Origin of the sequence: Roseibium sp. (assembly GCF_965229775.1) — a bacterium.
GTDB lineage: Bacteria > Pseudomonadota > Alphaproteobacteria > Rhizobiales > Stappiaceae > Roseibium.
Map to the genome: position 1 here is coordinate 3123506 of NZ_OZ245929.1, position 16545 is coordinate 3140050.

Consider the following 16545-nt stretch of genomic DNA (forward strand, 5'->3'; position numbering starts at 1 on the left):
ACACTCTTCCTAACGGGATCTCGCCATTTCACATGCCATTTCAGTCTCATTTATGGGTCCGTCACCTAGGGCAGCGTGTCGAAACCGTCTGAAAATCCATTGAGGGAAATGGGAATTCCGATGCCTTCTTCAGGCGTCTGAAAGATGATGAAGGTTGCCTGCGCTCCGGCCTTGAGCTTCGACAGCAACTCGTCCTCCAGAATGACTTCGGCGATGCAGCCGTTTGGCAGGCAGCGCACGAATCCGGCGCGGCCGATATCCGCATTGTCGACGCGCAGGCCGAGACCCGAGGGAAGCAGAACGCCAAGGGGAGCCAGAACGCGCAGGATCCTTGCCTGCTTGTCAGCGGTCTTCAGGACGATGACCGACAGGCCCACGTTCTCCCGGTCCGAAGCGGTCACGTTCTGTATGAGGGCGCACTGTTCGCTGGACGCTCCCGGAGGCGTGTCGCACCGCATCTGCCAGTCGCCATGCGAGGAACGGACCTCTCCCTGGGCGCGGGCGCTATGGGTTCCCTGAACAAGGCCGCCGAGGACGAGGGCTGCAGCAAGACCGAAGGCCGAAAAACGCTTGGCGGTACGGCGGTCACGGCGCGGGAGCGAGGACGGCTGGATGTGTGTCGACAAGAAATCCTCCGGTCAGTCTTTGTCCGATCCTGCCACCGCACACTGACAAGTATCAGGATACAGTGCGAATCATGTTTGGGCCCGGCCAGACATTGCCGCATGATGGCGTCCGATTCCAGTCTCGCGCGGGCAGGGCATGCGTTTACCGGCAATTTTTGTCAAAAATCGGCGTGTCCTTGACTTGTCTCAAGAGGTTGGTGCCTCCGCATGGGTGTGAAAAGTGGGAAATTCCGTTGCAGCGTCGCGTTTCTTGTGTTTTTTGTGCGGCACGAGGGTGGTTCTTGTGTGATGCGGCAGATCGCCGCTCTGGCAGACAGGTACCATCGCCCTTGATAGGTGTTTATGGTTATAGTCCGGCAACCGGACGAGATGGTTCGATCTGATGGAGCGGCAGATTCAGGCTTGCGTAGTTGCGCCAAGCCCGTTACTGCCCGACCGGATTGGACCTGTTCGTAGGTCCGGGATGTATGCATGTGCCGCCTTGCTGCGGCTGAGGGAAGGGAGCGCGGACGTGAAGTCGATCTTCAAGCGTCTCATGACAATGGCCGGTATGGCGGCGACATTTGCCGGGGTGTCCACTGCGGCCCTGGCAGCTGAATCCGGAATGACGAACTGGCAGCTGGGCTTTCAGGAGTCTGTATCCGGAGTGATGGACGACATCACCTGGTTCAACACCTTCACGCTCGTGATCATCACCGTGATCACGCTGTTCGTCCTGGCTCTGCTCGTGATCTGCATCGTGAAGTACAGCGCCAAGGCCAACCCGGTGCCGTCACGCACATCGCACAACACCATGATCGAGGTGGCCTGGACCGTGATCCCCATCCTGATCCTGGTCGTGATCGCGATCCCGTCGTTCCGCCTGCTCTACAAGCAGCTTGATATCCCCGAGTACGAAATGACCGTGAAGGCGATCGGTTACAAGTGGTACTGGGGCTACGAATATACCGACGAAGGCATGGGCGACCTCTACTTCGACAGCTACATGATCGGCAATCCGACAGATGCGGAACAGACGCTGAAAGACCGGGAAGCGGTCGCCGCTGAACGCGGTGTGACGCTCGCCGAAGTGCCGCGCCTGCTTGCCGCGGACACCGAAATGGTTGTTCCAGTCGACACCACCGTCCGCGTTCAGGTGACAGCCGAAGACGTGATCCACGGTTTCGCAATGCCGTCCATGGGTCTCAAGATCGACGCGATCCCCGGACGTCTGAACGAAACCTGGTTCCGTGCGCGCACCGAAGGGGTCTATTACGGCCAGTGCTCGGAGCTGTGCGGTGTCAACCATGCATTCATGCCGATCGTGATCAGGGTTGTTTCCAAGGAGCAGTACGCTGCCTGGGCCGCGGCTGCACAGGACGACCTCGAAGCGGCCAACAAGCAGCTGATGGCATCCATCAACGAGGAAAAGAAGCTTGCCGAAGGCAAGCGTGAAGACATCTCCGTCGCCGCGAAATAACGCGGCGGCCATCGGTTGACCGGCGAAGCGCGATGAGACGCAGCCTCGCCGAGAGAATTTAAAGAGGGAGCCCCAAATGGCTGCGAGCGAAGCACATGCGGCACACGACCATCCCTATGGATGGCGCCGGTGGGTCTATTCGACCAACCACAAAGACATCGGTCTGATGTATCTCATGTTCGCGATCTTTGCCGGGATCGTGGGCGGCGCACTCAGCGTCGGCATGCGGATGGAACTGCAGGATCCGGGGATGCAGATCTTCGGCAGCCCGCACATGTTCAACGTGTTCACCACGGCCCACGGCCTGATCATGATCTTCTTCATGGTCATGCCCGCCATGATCGGCGGCTATGCCAACTACTTCGTGCCGATCATGATCGGTGCCCCGGACATGGCGTTCCCGCGCATGAACAACATTTCGTTCTGGCTTCTGCCGCCGGCCTTCCTGCTGCTTCTGCTGTCTCTCTTCGTCGAGGGCCCGAGCAACATGAACGGTGTTGGCGGCGGCTGGACGATCTACCCGCCGCTTTCGACCTCCGGACAGCCGGGACCGGCCATGGATCTCGCGATCCTGTCGCTGCACATTGCCGGTGCTTCGTCCATCCTTGGTGCGATCAACTTCATCACGACCATCTTCAACATGCGTGCGCCGGGCATGACCCTGCACAAGATGCCGCTGTTCGCCTGGTCGGTGCTGATCACCGCATTCCTGCTGCTCCTGTCGCTCCCGGTTCTCGCCGGCGCGATCACGATGCTCCTGACGGACCGGAACTTCGGCACAACGTTCTTCGATCCGGCCGGCGGCGGTGACCCGATCCTGTTCCAGCACCTGTTCTGGTTCTTCGGCCACCCGGAAGTGTACATCCTGATCCTCCCGGGCTTCGGTATCGTCAGCCACATCATCTCGACCTTCTCCCGCAAGCCGATCTTCGGTTACCTCGGGATGGCATACGCCATGGTTGCGATCGGTGTCGTCGGCTTCATCGTGTGGGCGCACCACATGTACACGGTTGGCATGTCCTCCGAGACGCAGGCCTATTTCGTCGCCGCCACGATGGTGATCGCCGTTCCGACCGGGGTGAAGATCTTCTCCTGGATCGCGACGATGTGGGGTGGATCGATCGAGTTCAAGACACCCATGGTCTGGGCGATCGGCTTTATCTTCCTCTTCACCGTCGGTGGCGTCACCGGGGTGCAGCTCGCCAATGCCGGTCTCGACCGTGCCTTCCACGACACCTACTACGTCGTGGCCCACTTCCACTACGTGCTGTCGCTTGGCGCCGTGTTCGCGATCTTTGCCGCCTGGTACTACTGGTTCCCGAAAATGTTCGGTTACATGTACAGCGAGGCGATCGGCAAGGCGCACTTCTGGATCACCTTCATCGGCGTGAACCTGGTGTTCTTCCCGCAGCACTTCCTGGGACTGAACGGCATGCCGCGCCGCTATGCCGACTACCCGGACGCGCTGGCCGGCTGGAACTTCGTGTCTTCCATCGGATCATACATTTCCGCATTCGCGGTTGTGGTGTTCCTGTATGGCATCTACGAGGCATTCGCCAAGAAGCGCGCCGTTGGCAACAACCCGTGGGGCGAAGGTGCGACGACCCTGGAGTGGACGCTGTCTTCTCCGCCTCCGCACCACCAGTTCGAGACGCTGCCGCGGATCAAGTAACACCCTCCGGAGCTGTAGCTCCGGATCGGAAATCGGCACCGCGCTGGCAGACAGCGCGGTGCTCCTTTGAAGGACTGACCGGACGGCATGTCCGCACCGCCGAAGTAATCGGCGGAACCGGTATGAAATGTGAAGGGCTTGCGCATGTCGCTCGTTGAGCGCCACGATACATTGGGTCAGGAAACCGCCGCCTGGGACGGCGGGATGGGGTCCGTGGGCGACTATGTCTCGCTCATGAAGCCGCGCGTCATGTCGCTGGTGATCTTCACGGCGTTCGTCGGCCTGATGCTCGCACCCGGCTCCGTACATCCGATCCTGGGCGCGGTCGCGATCCTGTGCATTGCGATCGGCGCGGGCGCATCCGGCGCCCTGAACATGTGGTACGACGCCGACATTGACGAGGTCATGTCGCGAACCCGCAAACGTGCAATCCCTGCCGGCAAGATCACGCGCGAAGAAGCGTTCGCGTTCGGCATGACACTGTCAATCGGCTCCGTGGTCACGCTCGGACTTCTGGTCAACTGGTTCGCCGGCGCTTTTCTAGCCTTCACCATCTTCTTCTACGTCGTCGTCTACACGATGTGGCTGAAACGCTCGACGCCGCAGAACATCGTCATCGGCGGTGCCGCAGGCGCATTCCCTCCGATGATCGGCTGGGCATCCGTGACCGGAAGCGTAAGCCTTGAGAGCTTCGTCCTTTTCCTGATCATCTTCATGTGGACGCCGCCGCACTTCTGGGCGCTCGCGCTGTTCAAGAGCGGCGACTACCGCTCGGCGGGCGTACCGATGCTTCCGGTCGTGGCAGGCGAGACCAACACGCGGCATCAGATCCTGATCTATTCCGTGCTTTTGGCGCCGATCGGTGTTGCCCCCTACCTGCTCGGCTATGTCAGTCCGGTTTATGGTGTGGCGTCCGCAGCGCTCGGCGCGGTGTTTGTCGCGCTTGCAGCCGATGTCTGGCGCAAACGCGAGGGCGACATCGCGCGGCAGGCCTGTATTCGCCTGTTCAAGTTTTCCATCTTCTACCTCTTTATGCTGTTCGCCCTGTTGCTGGGCGAAAGCCTGGTGGCAGGAGTCTAGGATGATGGCGCAGGACGATCAGGGCATCCGGCTGACCGAGGAGCAGCAGAAGAAGCGCAGATCGCGGTCGATCGCGATTGCACTGGCTTTGCTTGCGCTCGTTGTTTTGTTTTACGTGGTCACCATCGTGAAGTTGGGACCGGGCGTCATGGACAGGGCTCTATAGGGAAAAACGCGTGAGCAGGGATCAGGACACAAAAGCAGCTACGGCCAGAAGCAACCGCAAGGTGGCATTTGCGTGTGCGGGCATGTTCGGCCTGATGATCGGGGCTTCGTATGCCGCGGTTCCGCTTTACGATCTTTTCTGCCGCGTCACGGGTTTCGGTGGCACGCCGCAGATTGCCGAGAGCGAAAGCGACATGGTCATCGACCGCATGATCACGGTCCGCTTCGACGGCAACGTCAACAAGCTGTCCTGGAAGTTCAAGCCCGAGCAGCGCTCCGTGTCCGTGAAGATGGGGGAGAGCGCGCAGCTTGCCTATGTGGCGACCAATGTCGGCCACGATACCTCGGTCGGAACATCCACGTTCAACGTCTGGCCGCCGGCAGCCGGAGCCTATTTCAACAAGCTGGACTGTTTCTGCTTTACGGAACAGCCGCTTGAAGCCGGCGAAACCGTCGAGATGCCTGTTGTGTTCTTTGTCGATCCCGAGATGGACAAGGATCCAGAATTGAAGCACGTGAAGGAAATCACTTTGTCCTACACGTTCTTCCCGGTAGAAGAACCGGAACAACCTGTTGCAGCACGGGTCGAAGCACCCGCCGCTGAAACGAAATTGTGAGACTTGCGCAAGGCGCGCATGAAATGACTGTGTTTGGGGAGCTTGCCGATGGCTGAGGCACATACCAAGAACCACGATTACCACCTGGTGGAGCCGAGCCCGTGGCCCTTCATCGGGTCTGTCGGCGCGTTCATCATGGCGATCGGTGCAATCGCTTGGATGAAGGCGGCCGGAGGCAACGACTTCACGCTGTTCGGCATGAACCTTGCCGGAACCAGCTGGATGCTGTTCGCTGTCGGACTGCTGGTGGTGCTCTATGTCATGTACGGCTGGTGGAGCGACACCATCAAGGAATCGCAGGAAGGCCACCACACGCGCGTCGTGTCCTTGCACCTGCGCTACGGCATGCTCTTGTTCATCGCCTCCGAAGTCATGTTCTTCGTCGCCTGGTTCTGGGCCTATTTCGATGCGGCCCTTTTTGCCGGCGAGGCAATCCAGTTCAGCCGGGTCGAAGCCACCGGAGGCCACTGGCCGCCGGATGGAATCCTGACGTTCGACCCCTGGCACCTGCCGCTCCTGAACACGCTGATCCTGCTGTGCTCGGGCACCACGGTAACCTGGGCGCACCACGCGCTTCTTCACAACGACCGAGAAGGCCTGAAGTGGGGCCTGGTGCTGACTGTCCTGCTGGGTGTCCTGTTCACGATCGTGCAGGCCTACGAATACGGCCACGCCGCCTTCACGTTCGATGGAAATATCTACGGTGCGACCTTCTACATGGCGACCGGCTTCCACGGCTTCCACGTGATCGTGGGAACGATCTTCCTGCTGGTCTGCCTGCTGCGGGCGCTGGCCGGACAGTTCACGGTCGAAAAGCACTTCGGCTTCGAGGCAGCGGCCTGGTACTGGCACTTCGTCGATGTTGTCTGGCTGTTCCTGTTCGTCGCCATTTACATCTGGGGTGCCGGAACGCCAGCACCGCACTAAGCCGGTAAACCCGCTCAACTGGAAACGCCCGGTCTGCATCACAGTCCGGGCGTTTTTGCTTAAGGCGCCAAGAGAAGAGCCATGGATGACAAAGCGCATTTTCCGTCCGTGAACCCGGTTTCGGCCGGGTTGTCAGGCAAATGTCCGCGCTGCGGGCAGGGCAGGCTGTTCGACGGGTTCCTGAGCGTGAAGAGATCCTGCGCAGCCTGCGGTTTGGACTATTCGTTTGCGGACAGCGGTGACGGGCCGGCTGTATTCGTGATCATGATCGTCGGCTTCGTGATCGTGGGTCTGGTGCTCTTTGTCGAACTGTCGTTCCAGCCGCCCATATGGCTTCATCTGGTCCTGTGGCTGCCCCTGACCGTCATCCTCGCCGCATCCGTTTTGCGGCCCCTGAAGGGGTTGATGATCGCGCTGCAGTTCCGGCACAAGGCAGAAGAAGGCCGGCTGGACACAACCGGACAAGAGTAAGCTTGCCGCGGCCCTTGAACATGGAGACAGAACCTGCCCATGGGTGGACTTAGGAAACTCCTAATACCGGCAATCGCAGCGGCCATCGGACTCGCGATCCTGCTGAACCTCGGTTTCTGGCAGCTCAATCGCCTGGAATGGAAAACCGATCTGATCGCGCAGGTGGAGGACGGCATTGGAAAACCGCCGGTCGCCGCCCCGGGACCGGCCGCCTGGGACGCAATCGGCGAAAGCGACGACTATCTTCATGTCGTCCTGGAAGGAGCGTTCCTGGACGGAAACACCTTCTACTACACGGCACTGTCGGACCCGGCCGGGCCTGTTGGCGGCCCAGGAGTGATGGTCTACGCGCCGTTCAGGACCGCCGACGGCTGGACGGTCTTTGTCAATCGCGGGTTTCTGCCGCAGGATCTTGCCGCCGAGCCGCGGCAGCAAGCGCTCGGCGTGCCAAAAGGCAACGTTCAGGTCACGGGACTGCTGCGGTTGAGCGAAAAGCCGAACTGGACGACACCCGAGCCGAACGCGGAAGACCGGCTATGGTTCGCGCGTGATACCGGTGCAATGGGTGACGTTCTCGGTCTGGATCCCGGCAGCCTTGCCCCCTACAGCGTTGATCTGAATGCGGAGGCGACACCGGCATCGGGCTTGCCGCAGGCCGGCGAAACCCTGGTGCGCTTCAAGAACGACCATCTTGGATATGCGCTGACCTGGTTCGGGCTCGCGGCGACGCTCGTGGGCGTGTTTCTCGCCTACGCGGCCAGCGTTCTGTGGCCGCGCAAGCAGGATGAAGGGGCTTAGCCGAGCGCTTCGAGAATGGCGGCCGCGCCGGTTTTCGTGGCTTCGCCGGGCGCGTCTTCAACGGCCAGGAAGGTCACTTCACCGTCCTTTGCGATCAGCGCAAAACGCTGTGAGCGCAGGTGACCGAAGATGGGGGCCGGTCCGAGACCAAGGCCGATCGCTTCGACGAATTCCGCACCCGTGTCGGCCAGGAAGGTGATTTTCCCGCCCGTGTTCGACGCCTTTTCCCAGGCATCCATGACGAAGACATCGTTTACCGACAGGACGGCGATTGTATCGACGCCCTTGTTCTTCAAGGTTTCCGCGTGTTCGACAAAACCCGGCAGGTGGTTCATGTGACATGTCGGCGTGAAGGCACCCGGGACGCCGAACAGGACGAGGGTCTTGCCGCCCGACAGGTCAGCAATTGACATCTCGCCGGGCCCATCGCTGCCCATGATCTTGAATGTCGCGTCCGGAAGACGGTCCCCAACCTTGATTGTCATCTTGAGTATCCCTTTGCTGGATGGCTGAACGAAGAAATCGTCAGACGCAGACATAGGGCGTTGTCCGTCAAACGTCGAGGGGTGTGTTGTGTGGCGGCATCGAAAATGGACCTTTCGGACCGCTTCATTGCAGCCATTCGGGCCGGACGCGTTCCAACAGCTCGATACCCGATCCGTTGGCCGTTAGAACGAACCTGAGCTGATCGTCGTCGGGGTTTGTGGCCAGTCCCTTGGTCGAAAGGCGCCAGACGGCAATGCCGTCGGAATGCGAAACGAGCTTCGGCAGCCCGATGAACGAGCCTTCGGGTCCCGCTGCGAACAGATCGGGCTCCTGGTTTTCAGCAACCTCTGTCTCGACCATGAGATAGCCGGCATCGTCGAAGGACACGGACCGGAACCCAAGACCATCGGCAGGTCCCGCGCCGGGGACCGCCGCAAGGTCTCGCTGAATGAGCCTTCCGGCCAGCTTGTCATCCCGGTCTTCGGGACCGAAATCCAGCGCCAATGACGCATCGCCGGGCACGCAGATATCCTTGCAGATGCCGAAGAAGACCTCGATCTCCAGCCGGGCAGGGTCTGCGGCGCTTGCCGGCGTAATGACGAAGGGCAGAACGATGCCGTCGTGATAGACGATCGATTCCGAAAAGCCGTCGTCGTAACGCTCGGGTACCGGATAGAGAATGTCGAACGCCGCGACATTATCGGACTTTGTGACGGTAATCTGCGGAGGGATTCCGGCTTCCCCCGCATAGCGCCAGTAGGTATGCCAACCAGGTTCCATCAGAAACTCAAGGCCCGCCTGGTAGCGACCATCCTGCAACGGTCCTGACGATATCAGGCGCACGGCACCTCCGTGCACTTCAACCCAGTCCGTCATGGCGGCGCGGGCAGGGACAAGCGTGCAGAGCAATGCAGCAAGAAACGTGAGGACGGTTTTGGTCATGGGGCCAGTGCTACACCACTTTGCTGATCGCGTCATCGGCTGCCCCGAGCACGGACGGTCATAACCTCGTGACGTTGATGTTACGCCCGAGTGACACCGGGGGTATCGCAGGTAGAAACAGTCATTAACAAAGCCGCTCAAACCCGCTATGCTCAATGGATATCGACGAATGTCACAGAGCGTGTCGAGGTGTAGATGGCCGAAGCAGACGAAACGGACTCCCTTGAAGGACAGTTTCTGATTGCAATGCCGAGCATGGCGGACAGCCGGTTCGAACATTCGGTGATCTATCTGTGTTCTCATTCCGACCAGGGCGCCATGGGCCTGGTCGTCAATCAGATTGCAAGGCATCTTTCTCTCGAGGAACTGCTGATCCAGCTTGATATCGTCAATGACGAGAGTTCCATTCGCCTTCCGGACAGCGTCCGTGACATGAATGTGCACAAGGGAGGCCCCGTGGAGGTGGAACGGGGCTTTGTCCTGCACAGCGATGACTTCATGCTCAACCAGTCGACACTGACGATCGACAACGGGATTTGCCTGACGGCAACGCTGGAAATCCTGCGGGCGCTCGCGCAGGGCGACGGGCCGGAACAGGCCATCCTGGCGCTCGGCTACGCCGGCTGGGCACCCGGCCAGCTGGAAAATGAAATCCAGGCGAACGGCTGGCTGACGGCGCCCGCCGATCCCGAGATCCTGTTCGACACGGATTTCGACGCCAAGTGGCATCGGGCACTCGGATCCATGGGGGTGGATCCGGCGATGCTCTACACCGATGCCGGGCACGCCTGATCCCGATGCCCGTCGCAGCCTTCCGGAACTGTCCGCAGACGGTCATTGAATTCGCCAAAACCGACTTGCACTTGAATGTTATGGCGCGTAAGTCGCTTGAATGGCATGTTGTTCGGTGAATTCCGGGCTAAGCGTATGCCCGGGGGCGGGACGCCCGCAATACGTTGAAGGCCCGCCGGACAAGCGGAAGAGGGAAGTGACAGGGTGAAATACAGCAGTACGCGCGGCGAAGCGCCGGTCTTGGAATTTTCCGATGTCCTGCTGCAGGGGCTTGCCCGCGATGGCGGTCTGTATCTCCCTGAAACCTGGCCGCAGTTCGATGCCGACACGATCGCGTCTTTTGCCGGCAGGCCCTATCAGGACGTCGCGCTTCAGATCATTCGGCCCTTTGTCGGCGATGCGATGCCACACGACGATCTGAAGCAGATGATTGATGAGGCGTATGCCGGGTTCAGACACCCCGCTGTGACGCCTCTCGTTCAGACCGCGCCGAACACGTTCGTGCTGGAACTTTTTCACGGACCGACACTTGCGTTCAAGGACGTGGCCATGCAGCTCCTGGGCCGCATGATGGACTACGTGCTGACGCAGAAGGGACTGCGCGCGACCATCGTCGGCGCCACGTCGGGCGATACCGGCGGTGCGGCCATCGAAGCCTTTCGGGGCCGTGACCGGACCGACATCTTCATTCTGTTTCCGGATGGCCGAGTTTCCAGCGTCCAGCGCCGTCAGATGACCACCCCGTCCGAGCACAACGTCCACGCGCTGGCGCTGACCGGCAACTTCGACGATTGCCAGGCGATCGTGAAGGGCATGTTCAACCACTTCTCGTTCAGGGACCGGGTCGCGCTTTCGGGCGTCAACTCCATCAACTGGGCACGTATCCTGGCGCAGATCGTCTATTACTTCGTGGCCGGCGCTGCGCTGGGAGCGCCGTCGCGCAAGGTCTCGTTCACGGTGCCCACGGGCAATTTCGGCGATATTTTCGCTGGCTACGCCGCCATGAAGATGGGCCTGCCGGTGGACAAGCTGATTGTCGCCACCAACATGAATGACATCCTGGCGCGCACGCTCGAAACCGGCCGCTACGAAAAGCGGGGCGTCACGCCGACGATCTCGCCGTCGATGGATATCCAGGTCTCCTCAAATTTCGAGCGCCTCCTGGCCGAGGTGAGCGACCGCGACGGCGCGGCTGTCCGCCAGATGATGAACCAGCTGTCCCAATCGGGCAGTTTTTCCATTCCGGAAGGCCCGCTTTCTGAGATCCGGGCGCATTTCGGTGCGGGAAGATGCAGCGAAACACAGACATCCGAAACGATAGCAGAGGTCTGGAAGGAGGCCGGATATCTGCTGGACCCGCATACCGCGATCGGCGTTCACGTGGCGAAAGATCACGATGACGGTTCGGTTCCCATGGTGGTCCTTGGAACTGCGCATCCGGCAAAGTTTCCGGATGCGGTTGAAAAAGCCTCGGGTAATCGTCCAGAATTGCCTGATGACCTGAAGAACATGATGACTGCGGAGGAGCGCCAGCAGGTTTTGGCGGCAGAACAGGACGTGGTGGAGCGATATATCGAAAATCACGCCAGGGCCGTCACCGCCAGGGTGTAGCTATATGAAAGTACAAACAACGGTCCTGGACAACGGGATGACGGTCGTGACCGACCAGATGCCGTATCTCAAGACGGCGGCGCTCGGGGTGTGGGTGCGGACCGGATCCCGCGCGGAAACCGTGCAGCAGAACGGCATCACGCATCTGCTCGAGCACATGGCATTCAAGGGCACCAAGACCAGAACCGCTCGCAGCATCGCGGAGGAGATCGAAGCGGTCGGCGGTGAATTGAATGCGTCGACCAGCATAGAACACACGAACTACTACGCGCGTATCCTGTCCGAAGACACGCCGCTGGCGGTCGATATCCTGTCGGACATCCTGCAGAACTCCACCTTTGATGCCCAGGAACTCGCGCGTGAGCAGCACGTCATCTTGCAGGAGATCGGTGCAGCGAACGATTCGCCGGAAGATCAGGCCTTCGATCTGTTTCAGGGAACGGCCTGGCCGGACCAGGCGATCGGACGCCCCATTCTAGGAACGCCCGAAACCGTGCAGGGCTTCAACAGGGACGCACTGAACGCGTATCTTAAGGATCGTTACAGGGCGCCGGACATGGTTCTGGCCGCAGCCGGTGCGGTTGACCACGACGAACTTGTCGCCCTGGCGCGCGAAAAGTTCAGCGGTTTCAGCAACGCGCCCGCGGCGGGCGATACGACCGCGAAGTATCGCGGTGGCGAGACCCTGCGCAGCAAGGACCTGATGGAAGCCCAGGTGCTCATCGGCTTCGAGGGGCTGCCCTACAAGTCCGATGACTATTACACCATCCAGATCCTTGCGTCCGTTCTGGGCGGCGGCATGTCATCGCGGCTGTTCCAGGAAATCCGGGAAAAGCACGGGCTGTGTTACGCGATCTACAGCTTCCACTGGGCGTTTTCCGATACGGGCCTGTTCGGTTTGCATGCGGCGACCAGCCACGACGACCTTGCCGCCCTCATGCCGATGATCGCCGACGAGCTTGTATCGGCGTCACAGACGATCACCGACGAGGAAGTTGCAAGATCGCGCGCGCAGATACGGGCCGGTCTGATGATGGCCCTGGAAAGCCCGGCGGCACGCGCCGGCCAGATTGCACGGCAGATCCTGGTGCACGGACGGGTACTTGGTCCGGACGAAATTTCGAGTAAGATCGAGGCTGTCACTGCGGAAGACATGCGACGGGTTGCGCATGAGACCTTTGTCGGAACGGCACCAACGCTGACTGCGATTGGACCCGTGGACGGCATCATGACGGTCGACGACCTGACGGGAAGACTGGAGCAGGGCCCGGTTTTACGGGCCGCATCCTTGTAGACACGGAGTTCTGTGCATGGCGTTGCTACGGCCGGGATCTGCACCTGACGCCGAGCTGCTTATCGAAGCGGGGGGCTATTTCATGCGCCCGCCGCTGATGTGCGACTTCAAGGCCTGGGCGGAACTGCGCGAGGACAGCCGTGCGTTCCTCAAGCCGTGGGAACCGCTCTGGCCGTCGGACGACCTGACGAAGTCCGGTTTCCGGCGGCGGTTGCGGCGCTATTCGAAAGACAGGAAGGAAGGCCGCAGCCTGACATTCCTTCTGTTCCGTTCAAGAAGGCAGGACATCCTAGGCGGATTGACGCTCAGCAACATTCGGCGCGGCGTCAGCCAGTCCGCAACATTGGGCTACTGGATGGGCGAGCGCCACGCGGGCAAGGGACACATGTCCGCCGCCGTCGCCATGATTCTGCCGTTTTGCTTCAACGTTCTGAACCTTCATCGCATCGAAGCCGCCTGCATACCGGTCAACACCCCCTCCATACGTCTGCTCGAGAAGGCCGGGTTTCGCCGGGAGGGCTATGCACGCAACTACCTGTTAATTAACGGGACTTGGCAGGATCACCTGCTTTTTGCCTGTCTCGCGGAGGACCATGCCGCGTTATCAGGGAAAATTACGCCGAGTGTAGAGGGTATGTTGAAAGAATTCTTGTGACATGAGCCACAACCCGGTAGTTCTTCGCTCCATGTCGATTTTTTCACCGGATCAGATGCTTGGTTTGATCAGACGTACGTTTTTTGTCTTTTGTATCGTCGTCGCAGCGTTTGCTGGTGCGCCAGCGCTTGCTCTCGAACCGATCCCCGTGCCGATCGATGTCGAAGCGCTGGACGTCACGGATTCGATCGAAATGCACCGGGATGCCGGTACCCGCCTGCAGGTCTCGACCGCCCCGGGCGCCGACGGGATCGTGCGGCGTATCGAAGTGCCCTCGCGGGACGGCAGCAACACCAACTGGGCCGTGTTCGCTCTTGCAAACACGAGCGATGAACAGATCGACCGCCTGATAGTGGTGCCGAACTACAAGCTCGACGGATCGGATCTCTTCTGGCCGGATCTGGGCTCGTCCCGCATAACCGCGATCACGCCGAGCCAGGGCATCGCGCCGGTCCGGCTCAAGAGCCTTGAGGCAGATGTCTTCCTGGTGACACTGGATCCCGGTTCGATCGTCACGTTCGTCGCGGAACTGACGACGCCGAACCTGCCCGAAGTTCGGATCTGGGAGCCGGACGTCTACAAGGAAACGATCAACGCCTACACGCTCTACCGGGGCATCATTCTCGGCATCTCGGGCCTGCTGGCGCTGTTCCTCACGATCCTGTTCGTGGTGAAGGGGACCGTGATGTTTCCGGCGACGGCCGCTCTGGCCTGGTCCGTTCTGGCTTATCTGTGCATCGATTTCGGTTTCTGGGGGCTGGTCTTCAATCTCGACGGCGGCAGCAGCCAGCTGGCGCGCGCTTGTGCCGAGGTCATGCTCGCGGCCAGCCTGCTGATCTTTCTGTACGCCTATCTCAATCTGAATCGCTGGAACATTCACTACTCCCATCTGGCGCTGACGACGCTGATCCTGATCCTGGGGCTTCTCGGGGTCGCGGTCTGGGATCCGTCGATCGCCGCCGGCATTGCCCGCCTTTCGCTCGCCGTGATCGGCGCCCTGGGCTTCATCACGATTGCGGTTCTGGCCTTTCAGCACTATGACCGCGCCATCCTGCTGATCCCGACATGGTGTCTTCTGATCGCCTGGCTGGTCGGCTCCGGCATGACGGTCACAGGTTACCTCTCCAACGATATCGTCCAGCCCGCCCTTGGCGGCGGTCTCGTGCTGATCGTTCTCCTGATCGGCTTCACCGTCATGCAGCACGCCTTTGCGGGCGGTGCCATCGCACAGGGCCTCATTTCCGATGTTGAACGCAAGGCGCTTGCCCTTACCGGCGCGGGCGACATCATCTGGGACTGGGATATCGACCGGGATCGGATCTACACCGGAAACGAGGTCGAGGAACTTCTCAACCTGAAGCGCGGCGCGCTGGAAGGTCCGGCACGGGACTGGCTGGAAGTGCTGCATCCGCAGGATCGTGACCGTTTTCGCGCGACACTGGACGCGGTAATCGACCAGCGGCGCGGCAAGGTCATGCAGACGTTCCGTCTGAGATCCGAAGACGGACACTTTCGCTGGTTCCGCCTGAGGGCGCGTCCGATCATCGGCGCCGACGGCGAGGTCATAAGGTGCGTCGGCACGTTGCTCGATGTTACCGAAGAACGCACGGCCGAGGAACGCCTGCTCCACGATGCGGTCCATGACAATCTCACCGGCCTGCCCAACCGGGAGCTGTTCGTCGACCGGTTGCGCACGAGCGTTGTCCGTTCGAAGGCGGAGGAAACCTCCAAGCCGACACTTCTGGTGCTCAATCTGGATCGCTTCAAACAGGTCAACGACAGCATCGGCCTGTCGGCCGGTGACAGCATATTGCTGACCGTTGCACGCCGGCTGGGACGCCTGATCGGCCAGCAGGACACGCTCGGGCGCCTGTCGGGCGACCAGTACGGGCTGGTCCTGTTGTCGGAGCAGGAGCCGGACAGGATCGTCGCGCTCGCCGATGCGCTGCGAAAGGCGGTGCGTGCGCCGATCACGTTCGGCGACCGCGAAATCTTCCTGACCTGCTCGGTCGGCATTGCCTTTTTCGAGGGCGGCAAGCAGGCGGTCGAGGACATGCTGACCAATGCGGAGATCGCGCTCAACCACGCCAAGCGGCTCGGCGGCGACCGGCAGGAAGTGTTCCGTCCGATCCTGAGGCCGCTCGACAAGAACATCGTGGATCTGGAGGCGGATCTTCGCGACGCAATCAAGAAGGAAACGCTGGGCGTCTTTTTCCAGCCCATCGTTCGCCTGGAGGACCAGTCGATCGCCGGCTACGAGGTCCTGGCGCGCTGGAACCATCCCAAGCGCGGCAAGATCGCACCCTCCGAATTCATTCCGATTGCCGAACAGTCCGGTCTGATCAACGAACTGGGGATGTATGTCCTAGACAAGGGCGCGCAGCAGCTGGCGTTCTGGCAGCGCGAATATCCGATGCAGCGGCCGCTGTTCGTGTCCGTCAACCTGTCGTCCAGGCAGCTGCTGAAGCAGGACCTCATCAACGACGTGAAAGCCGTGCTGTCGAGAACTTCGCTTGAACCGGGAACGCTGAAGCTGGAGCTGACGGAATCGCTCGTCATGTCCAATCCGGAATACTCGGCCAAGGTGCTTGAACGGCTCCGTGGCCTGGGTGCCGGCCTGTCGCTCGACGACTTCGGAACCGGCCATTCGTCGCTGTCCTACCTGCAGCGTTTCCCGTTCGACACGATCAAGATCGACCAGTCCTTCGTGAAGCCGAACAACACCTCCGCAAGGTCGGTGCTCCTGCGCACCATCGTCGCCATGGGGCACGATCTGGGCATGTCGGTGGTTGCCGAAGGGGCGGAGAGCGAGGGAGATGCGCTGGAGCTGTATCAGCTCGGCTGCGAATATGCCCAGGGCTTCTTCTTCGGAGAGGCGATGTCCGCCTCCGAAGCGACCAAGATGCTTCGGAAAATGCCGGCCGAGGCCGAAAGCGCCTGAGCGCCTGCA

At 60.7% G+C, this 16545-nt stretch carries 16 protein-coding genes; 13 read left to right on the forward strand and 3 right to left on the reverse strand.

Annotation, left to right across the window (positions count from 1 at the left end):
• Positions 1–65 precede the first annotated feature (65 nt).
• On the reverse strand, positions 66–626 hold the full coding sequence (locus ACO07N_RS14170; protein WP_421981638.1) for an invasion associated locus B family protein: 561 nt from the start codon (positions 624–626) through the stop codon (positions 66–68).
• A gap of 511 nt (positions 627–1137) precedes the next feature.
• Here ACO07N_RS14170 and coxB point away from each other — a divergent pair.
• The 8 genes from coxB (at position 1138) to ACO07N_RS14210 (ending at position 7815) form a co-directional block, all read left to right on the forward strand.
• Entirely contained in the window at positions 1138–2085 is a 948-nt protein-coding gene (gene coxB, locus ACO07N_RS14175) for a cytochrome c oxidase subunit II (protein ID WP_421981639.1), read from the forward strand.
• Between the two features lie 76 nt (positions 2086–2161).
• Positions 2162–3757, forward strand: coding sequence for a cytochrome c oxidase subunit I (gene ctaD / locus ACO07N_RS14180; protein WP_421981640.1), 1596 nt, complete (start codon positions 2162–2164; stop codon positions 3755–3757).
• 144 nt (positions 3758–3901) lie between these two features.
• The gene (locus ACO07N_RS14185; RefSeq protein ID WP_421981641.1) at positions 3902–4837 is read left to right on the forward strand and encodes a heme o synthase; all 936 of its coding nucleotides are present in this window, start codon (positions 3902–3904) and stop codon (positions 4835–4837) included.
• Position 4838: 1 nt separating this feature from the next.
• Complete coding sequence (locus ACO07N_RS14190; RefSeq protein WP_421984514.1) at positions 4839–5003, forward strand: hypothetical protein; 165 nt, start codon at positions 4839–4841, stop codon at positions 5001–5003.
• A 10-nt stretch (positions 5004–5013) separates the two neighbouring features.
• Positions 5014–5619 (forward strand): cytochrome c oxidase assembly protein, encoded by a 606-nt coding sequence (locus ACO07N_RS14195; RefSeq protein ID WP_421981642.1) that lies wholly within the window; start codon positions 5014–5016, stop codon positions 5617–5619.
• 48 nt (positions 5620–5667) lie between these two features.
• Entirely contained in the window at positions 5668–6546 is an 879-nt protein-coding gene (locus ACO07N_RS14200) for a cytochrome c oxidase subunit 3 (RefSeq protein WP_306140995.1), read from the forward strand.
• An 81-nt stretch (positions 6547–6627) separates the two neighbouring features.
• A complete protein-coding gene (locus tag ACO07N_RS14205) occupies positions 6628–7017 on the forward strand; it encodes a DUF983 domain-containing protein (protein WP_421981643.1) in 390 nt (129 codons plus the stop codon).
• Between the two features lie 39 nt (positions 7018–7056).
• The gene (locus tag ACO07N_RS14210) at positions 7057–7815 is read left to right on the forward strand and encodes an SURF1 family protein (protein ID WP_421981644.1); all 759 of its coding nucleotides are present in this window, start codon (positions 7057–7059) and stop codon (positions 7813–7815) included.
• Here the strand turns inward: ACO07N_RS14210 and ACO07N_RS14215 are convergent.
• Positions 7812–8300, reverse strand: coding sequence for a peroxiredoxin (locus ACO07N_RS14215; protein ID WP_421981645.1), 489 nt, complete (start codon positions 8298–8300; stop codon positions 7812–7814). The two genes, ACO07N_RS14210 and ACO07N_RS14215, sit on opposite strands and share 4 nt — an antisense overlap.
• A gap of 124 nt (positions 8301–8424) precedes the next feature.
• Positions 8425–9243 carry a protein-disulfide reductase DsbD domain-containing protein gene (locus ACO07N_RS14220; protein ID WP_421981646.1) on the reverse strand — a complete coding sequence of 273 codons (819 nt, stop codon included), beginning with the start codon at positions 9241–9243 and terminating at the stop codon, positions 8425–8427.
• Between the two features lie 195 nt (positions 9244–9438).
• Between ACO07N_RS14220 and ACO07N_RS14225 the strand changes: the two genes are divergently transcribed.
• From ACO07N_RS14225 to ACO07N_RS14245, 5 genes are all read left to right on the forward strand, one after another.
• Entirely contained in the window at positions 9439–10035 is a 597-nt protein-coding gene (locus ACO07N_RS14225; protein ID WP_421981647.1) for a YqgE/AlgH family protein, read from the forward strand.
• A gap of 204 nt (positions 10036–10239) precedes the next feature.
• Positions 10240–11646, forward strand: coding sequence for a threonine synthase (thrC, locus tag ACO07N_RS14230; protein WP_421981648.1), 1407 nt, complete (start codon positions 10240–10242; stop codon positions 11644–11646).
• A gap of 4 nt (positions 11647–11650) precedes the next feature.
• The gene (locus tag ACO07N_RS14235; RefSeq protein WP_421981649.1) at positions 11651–12940 is read left to right on the forward strand and encodes a M16 family metallopeptidase; all 1290 of its coding nucleotides are present in this window, start codon (positions 11651–11653) and stop codon (positions 12938–12940) included.
• 16 nt (positions 12941–12956) lie between these two features.
• On the forward strand, positions 12957–13595 hold the full coding sequence (locus ACO07N_RS14240) for a GNAT family N-acetyltransferase (protein ID WP_421981650.1): 639 nt from the start codon (positions 12957–12959) through the stop codon (positions 13593–13595).
• A 55-nt stretch (positions 13596–13650) separates the two neighbouring features.
• Positions 13651–16536 carry an EAL domain-containing protein gene (locus tag ACO07N_RS14245; RefSeq protein ID WP_421984429.1) on the forward strand — a complete coding sequence of 962 codons (2886 nt, stop codon included), beginning with the start codon at positions 13651–13653 and terminating at the stop codon, positions 16534–16536.
• The last annotated feature ends 9 nt before the right edge of the window (positions 16537–16545 follow it).

Excerpts from the sequence above, each read along its gene's own strand:
- ctaD (WP_421981640.1), top strand. The coding sequence starts at position 2,162 with ATGGCTGCGAGCGAAGCACATGCGGCACACGACCATCCCTATGGATGG.
- ACO07N_RS14185 (WP_421981641.1), top strand. The coding sequence starts at position 3,902 with ATGTCGCTCGTTGAGCGCCACGATACATTGGGTCAGGAAACCGCCGCC.
- ACO07N_RS14190 (WP_421984514.1), top strand. The coding sequence starts at position 4,839 with ATGATGGCGCAGGACGATCAGGGCATCCGGCTGACCGAGGAGCAGCAG.
- ACO07N_RS14200 (WP_306140995.1), top strand. The coding sequence starts at position 5,668 with ATGGCTGAGGCACATACCAAGAACCACGATTACCACCTGGTGGAGCCG.
- ACO07N_RS14205 (WP_421981643.1), top strand. The coding sequence starts at position 6,628 with ATGGATGACAAAGCGCATTTTCCGTCCGTGAACCCGGTTTCGGCCGGG.
- ACO07N_RS14210 (WP_421981644.1), top strand. The coding sequence starts at position 7,057 with ATGGGTGGACTTAGGAAACTCCTAATACCGGCAATCGCAGCGGCCATC.
- ACO07N_RS14215 (WP_421981645.1), bottom strand. The coding sequence starts at position 8,300 with ATGACAATCAAGGTTGGGGACCGTCTTCCGGACGCGACATTCAAGATC.
- ACO07N_RS14220 (WP_421981646.1), bottom strand. The coding sequence starts at position 9,243 with ATGACCAAAACCGTCCTCACGTTTCTTGCTGCATTGCTCTGCACGCTT.
- ACO07N_RS14225 (WP_421981647.1), top strand. The coding sequence starts at position 9,439 with ATGGCCGAAGCAGACGAAACGGACTCCCTTGAAGGACAGTTTCTGATT.
- ACO07N_RS14235 (WP_421981649.1), top strand. The coding sequence starts at position 11,651 with ATGAAAGTACAAACAACGGTCCTGGACAACGGGATGACGGTCGTGACC.
- ACO07N_RS14240 (WP_421981650.1), top strand. The coding sequence starts at position 12,957 with ATGGCGTTGCTACGGCCGGGATCTGCACCTGACGCCGAGCTGCTTATC.
- ACO07N_RS14245 (WP_421984429.1), top strand. The coding sequence starts at position 13,651 with ATGCTTGGTTTGATCAGACGTACGTTTTTTGTCTTTTGTATCGTCGTC.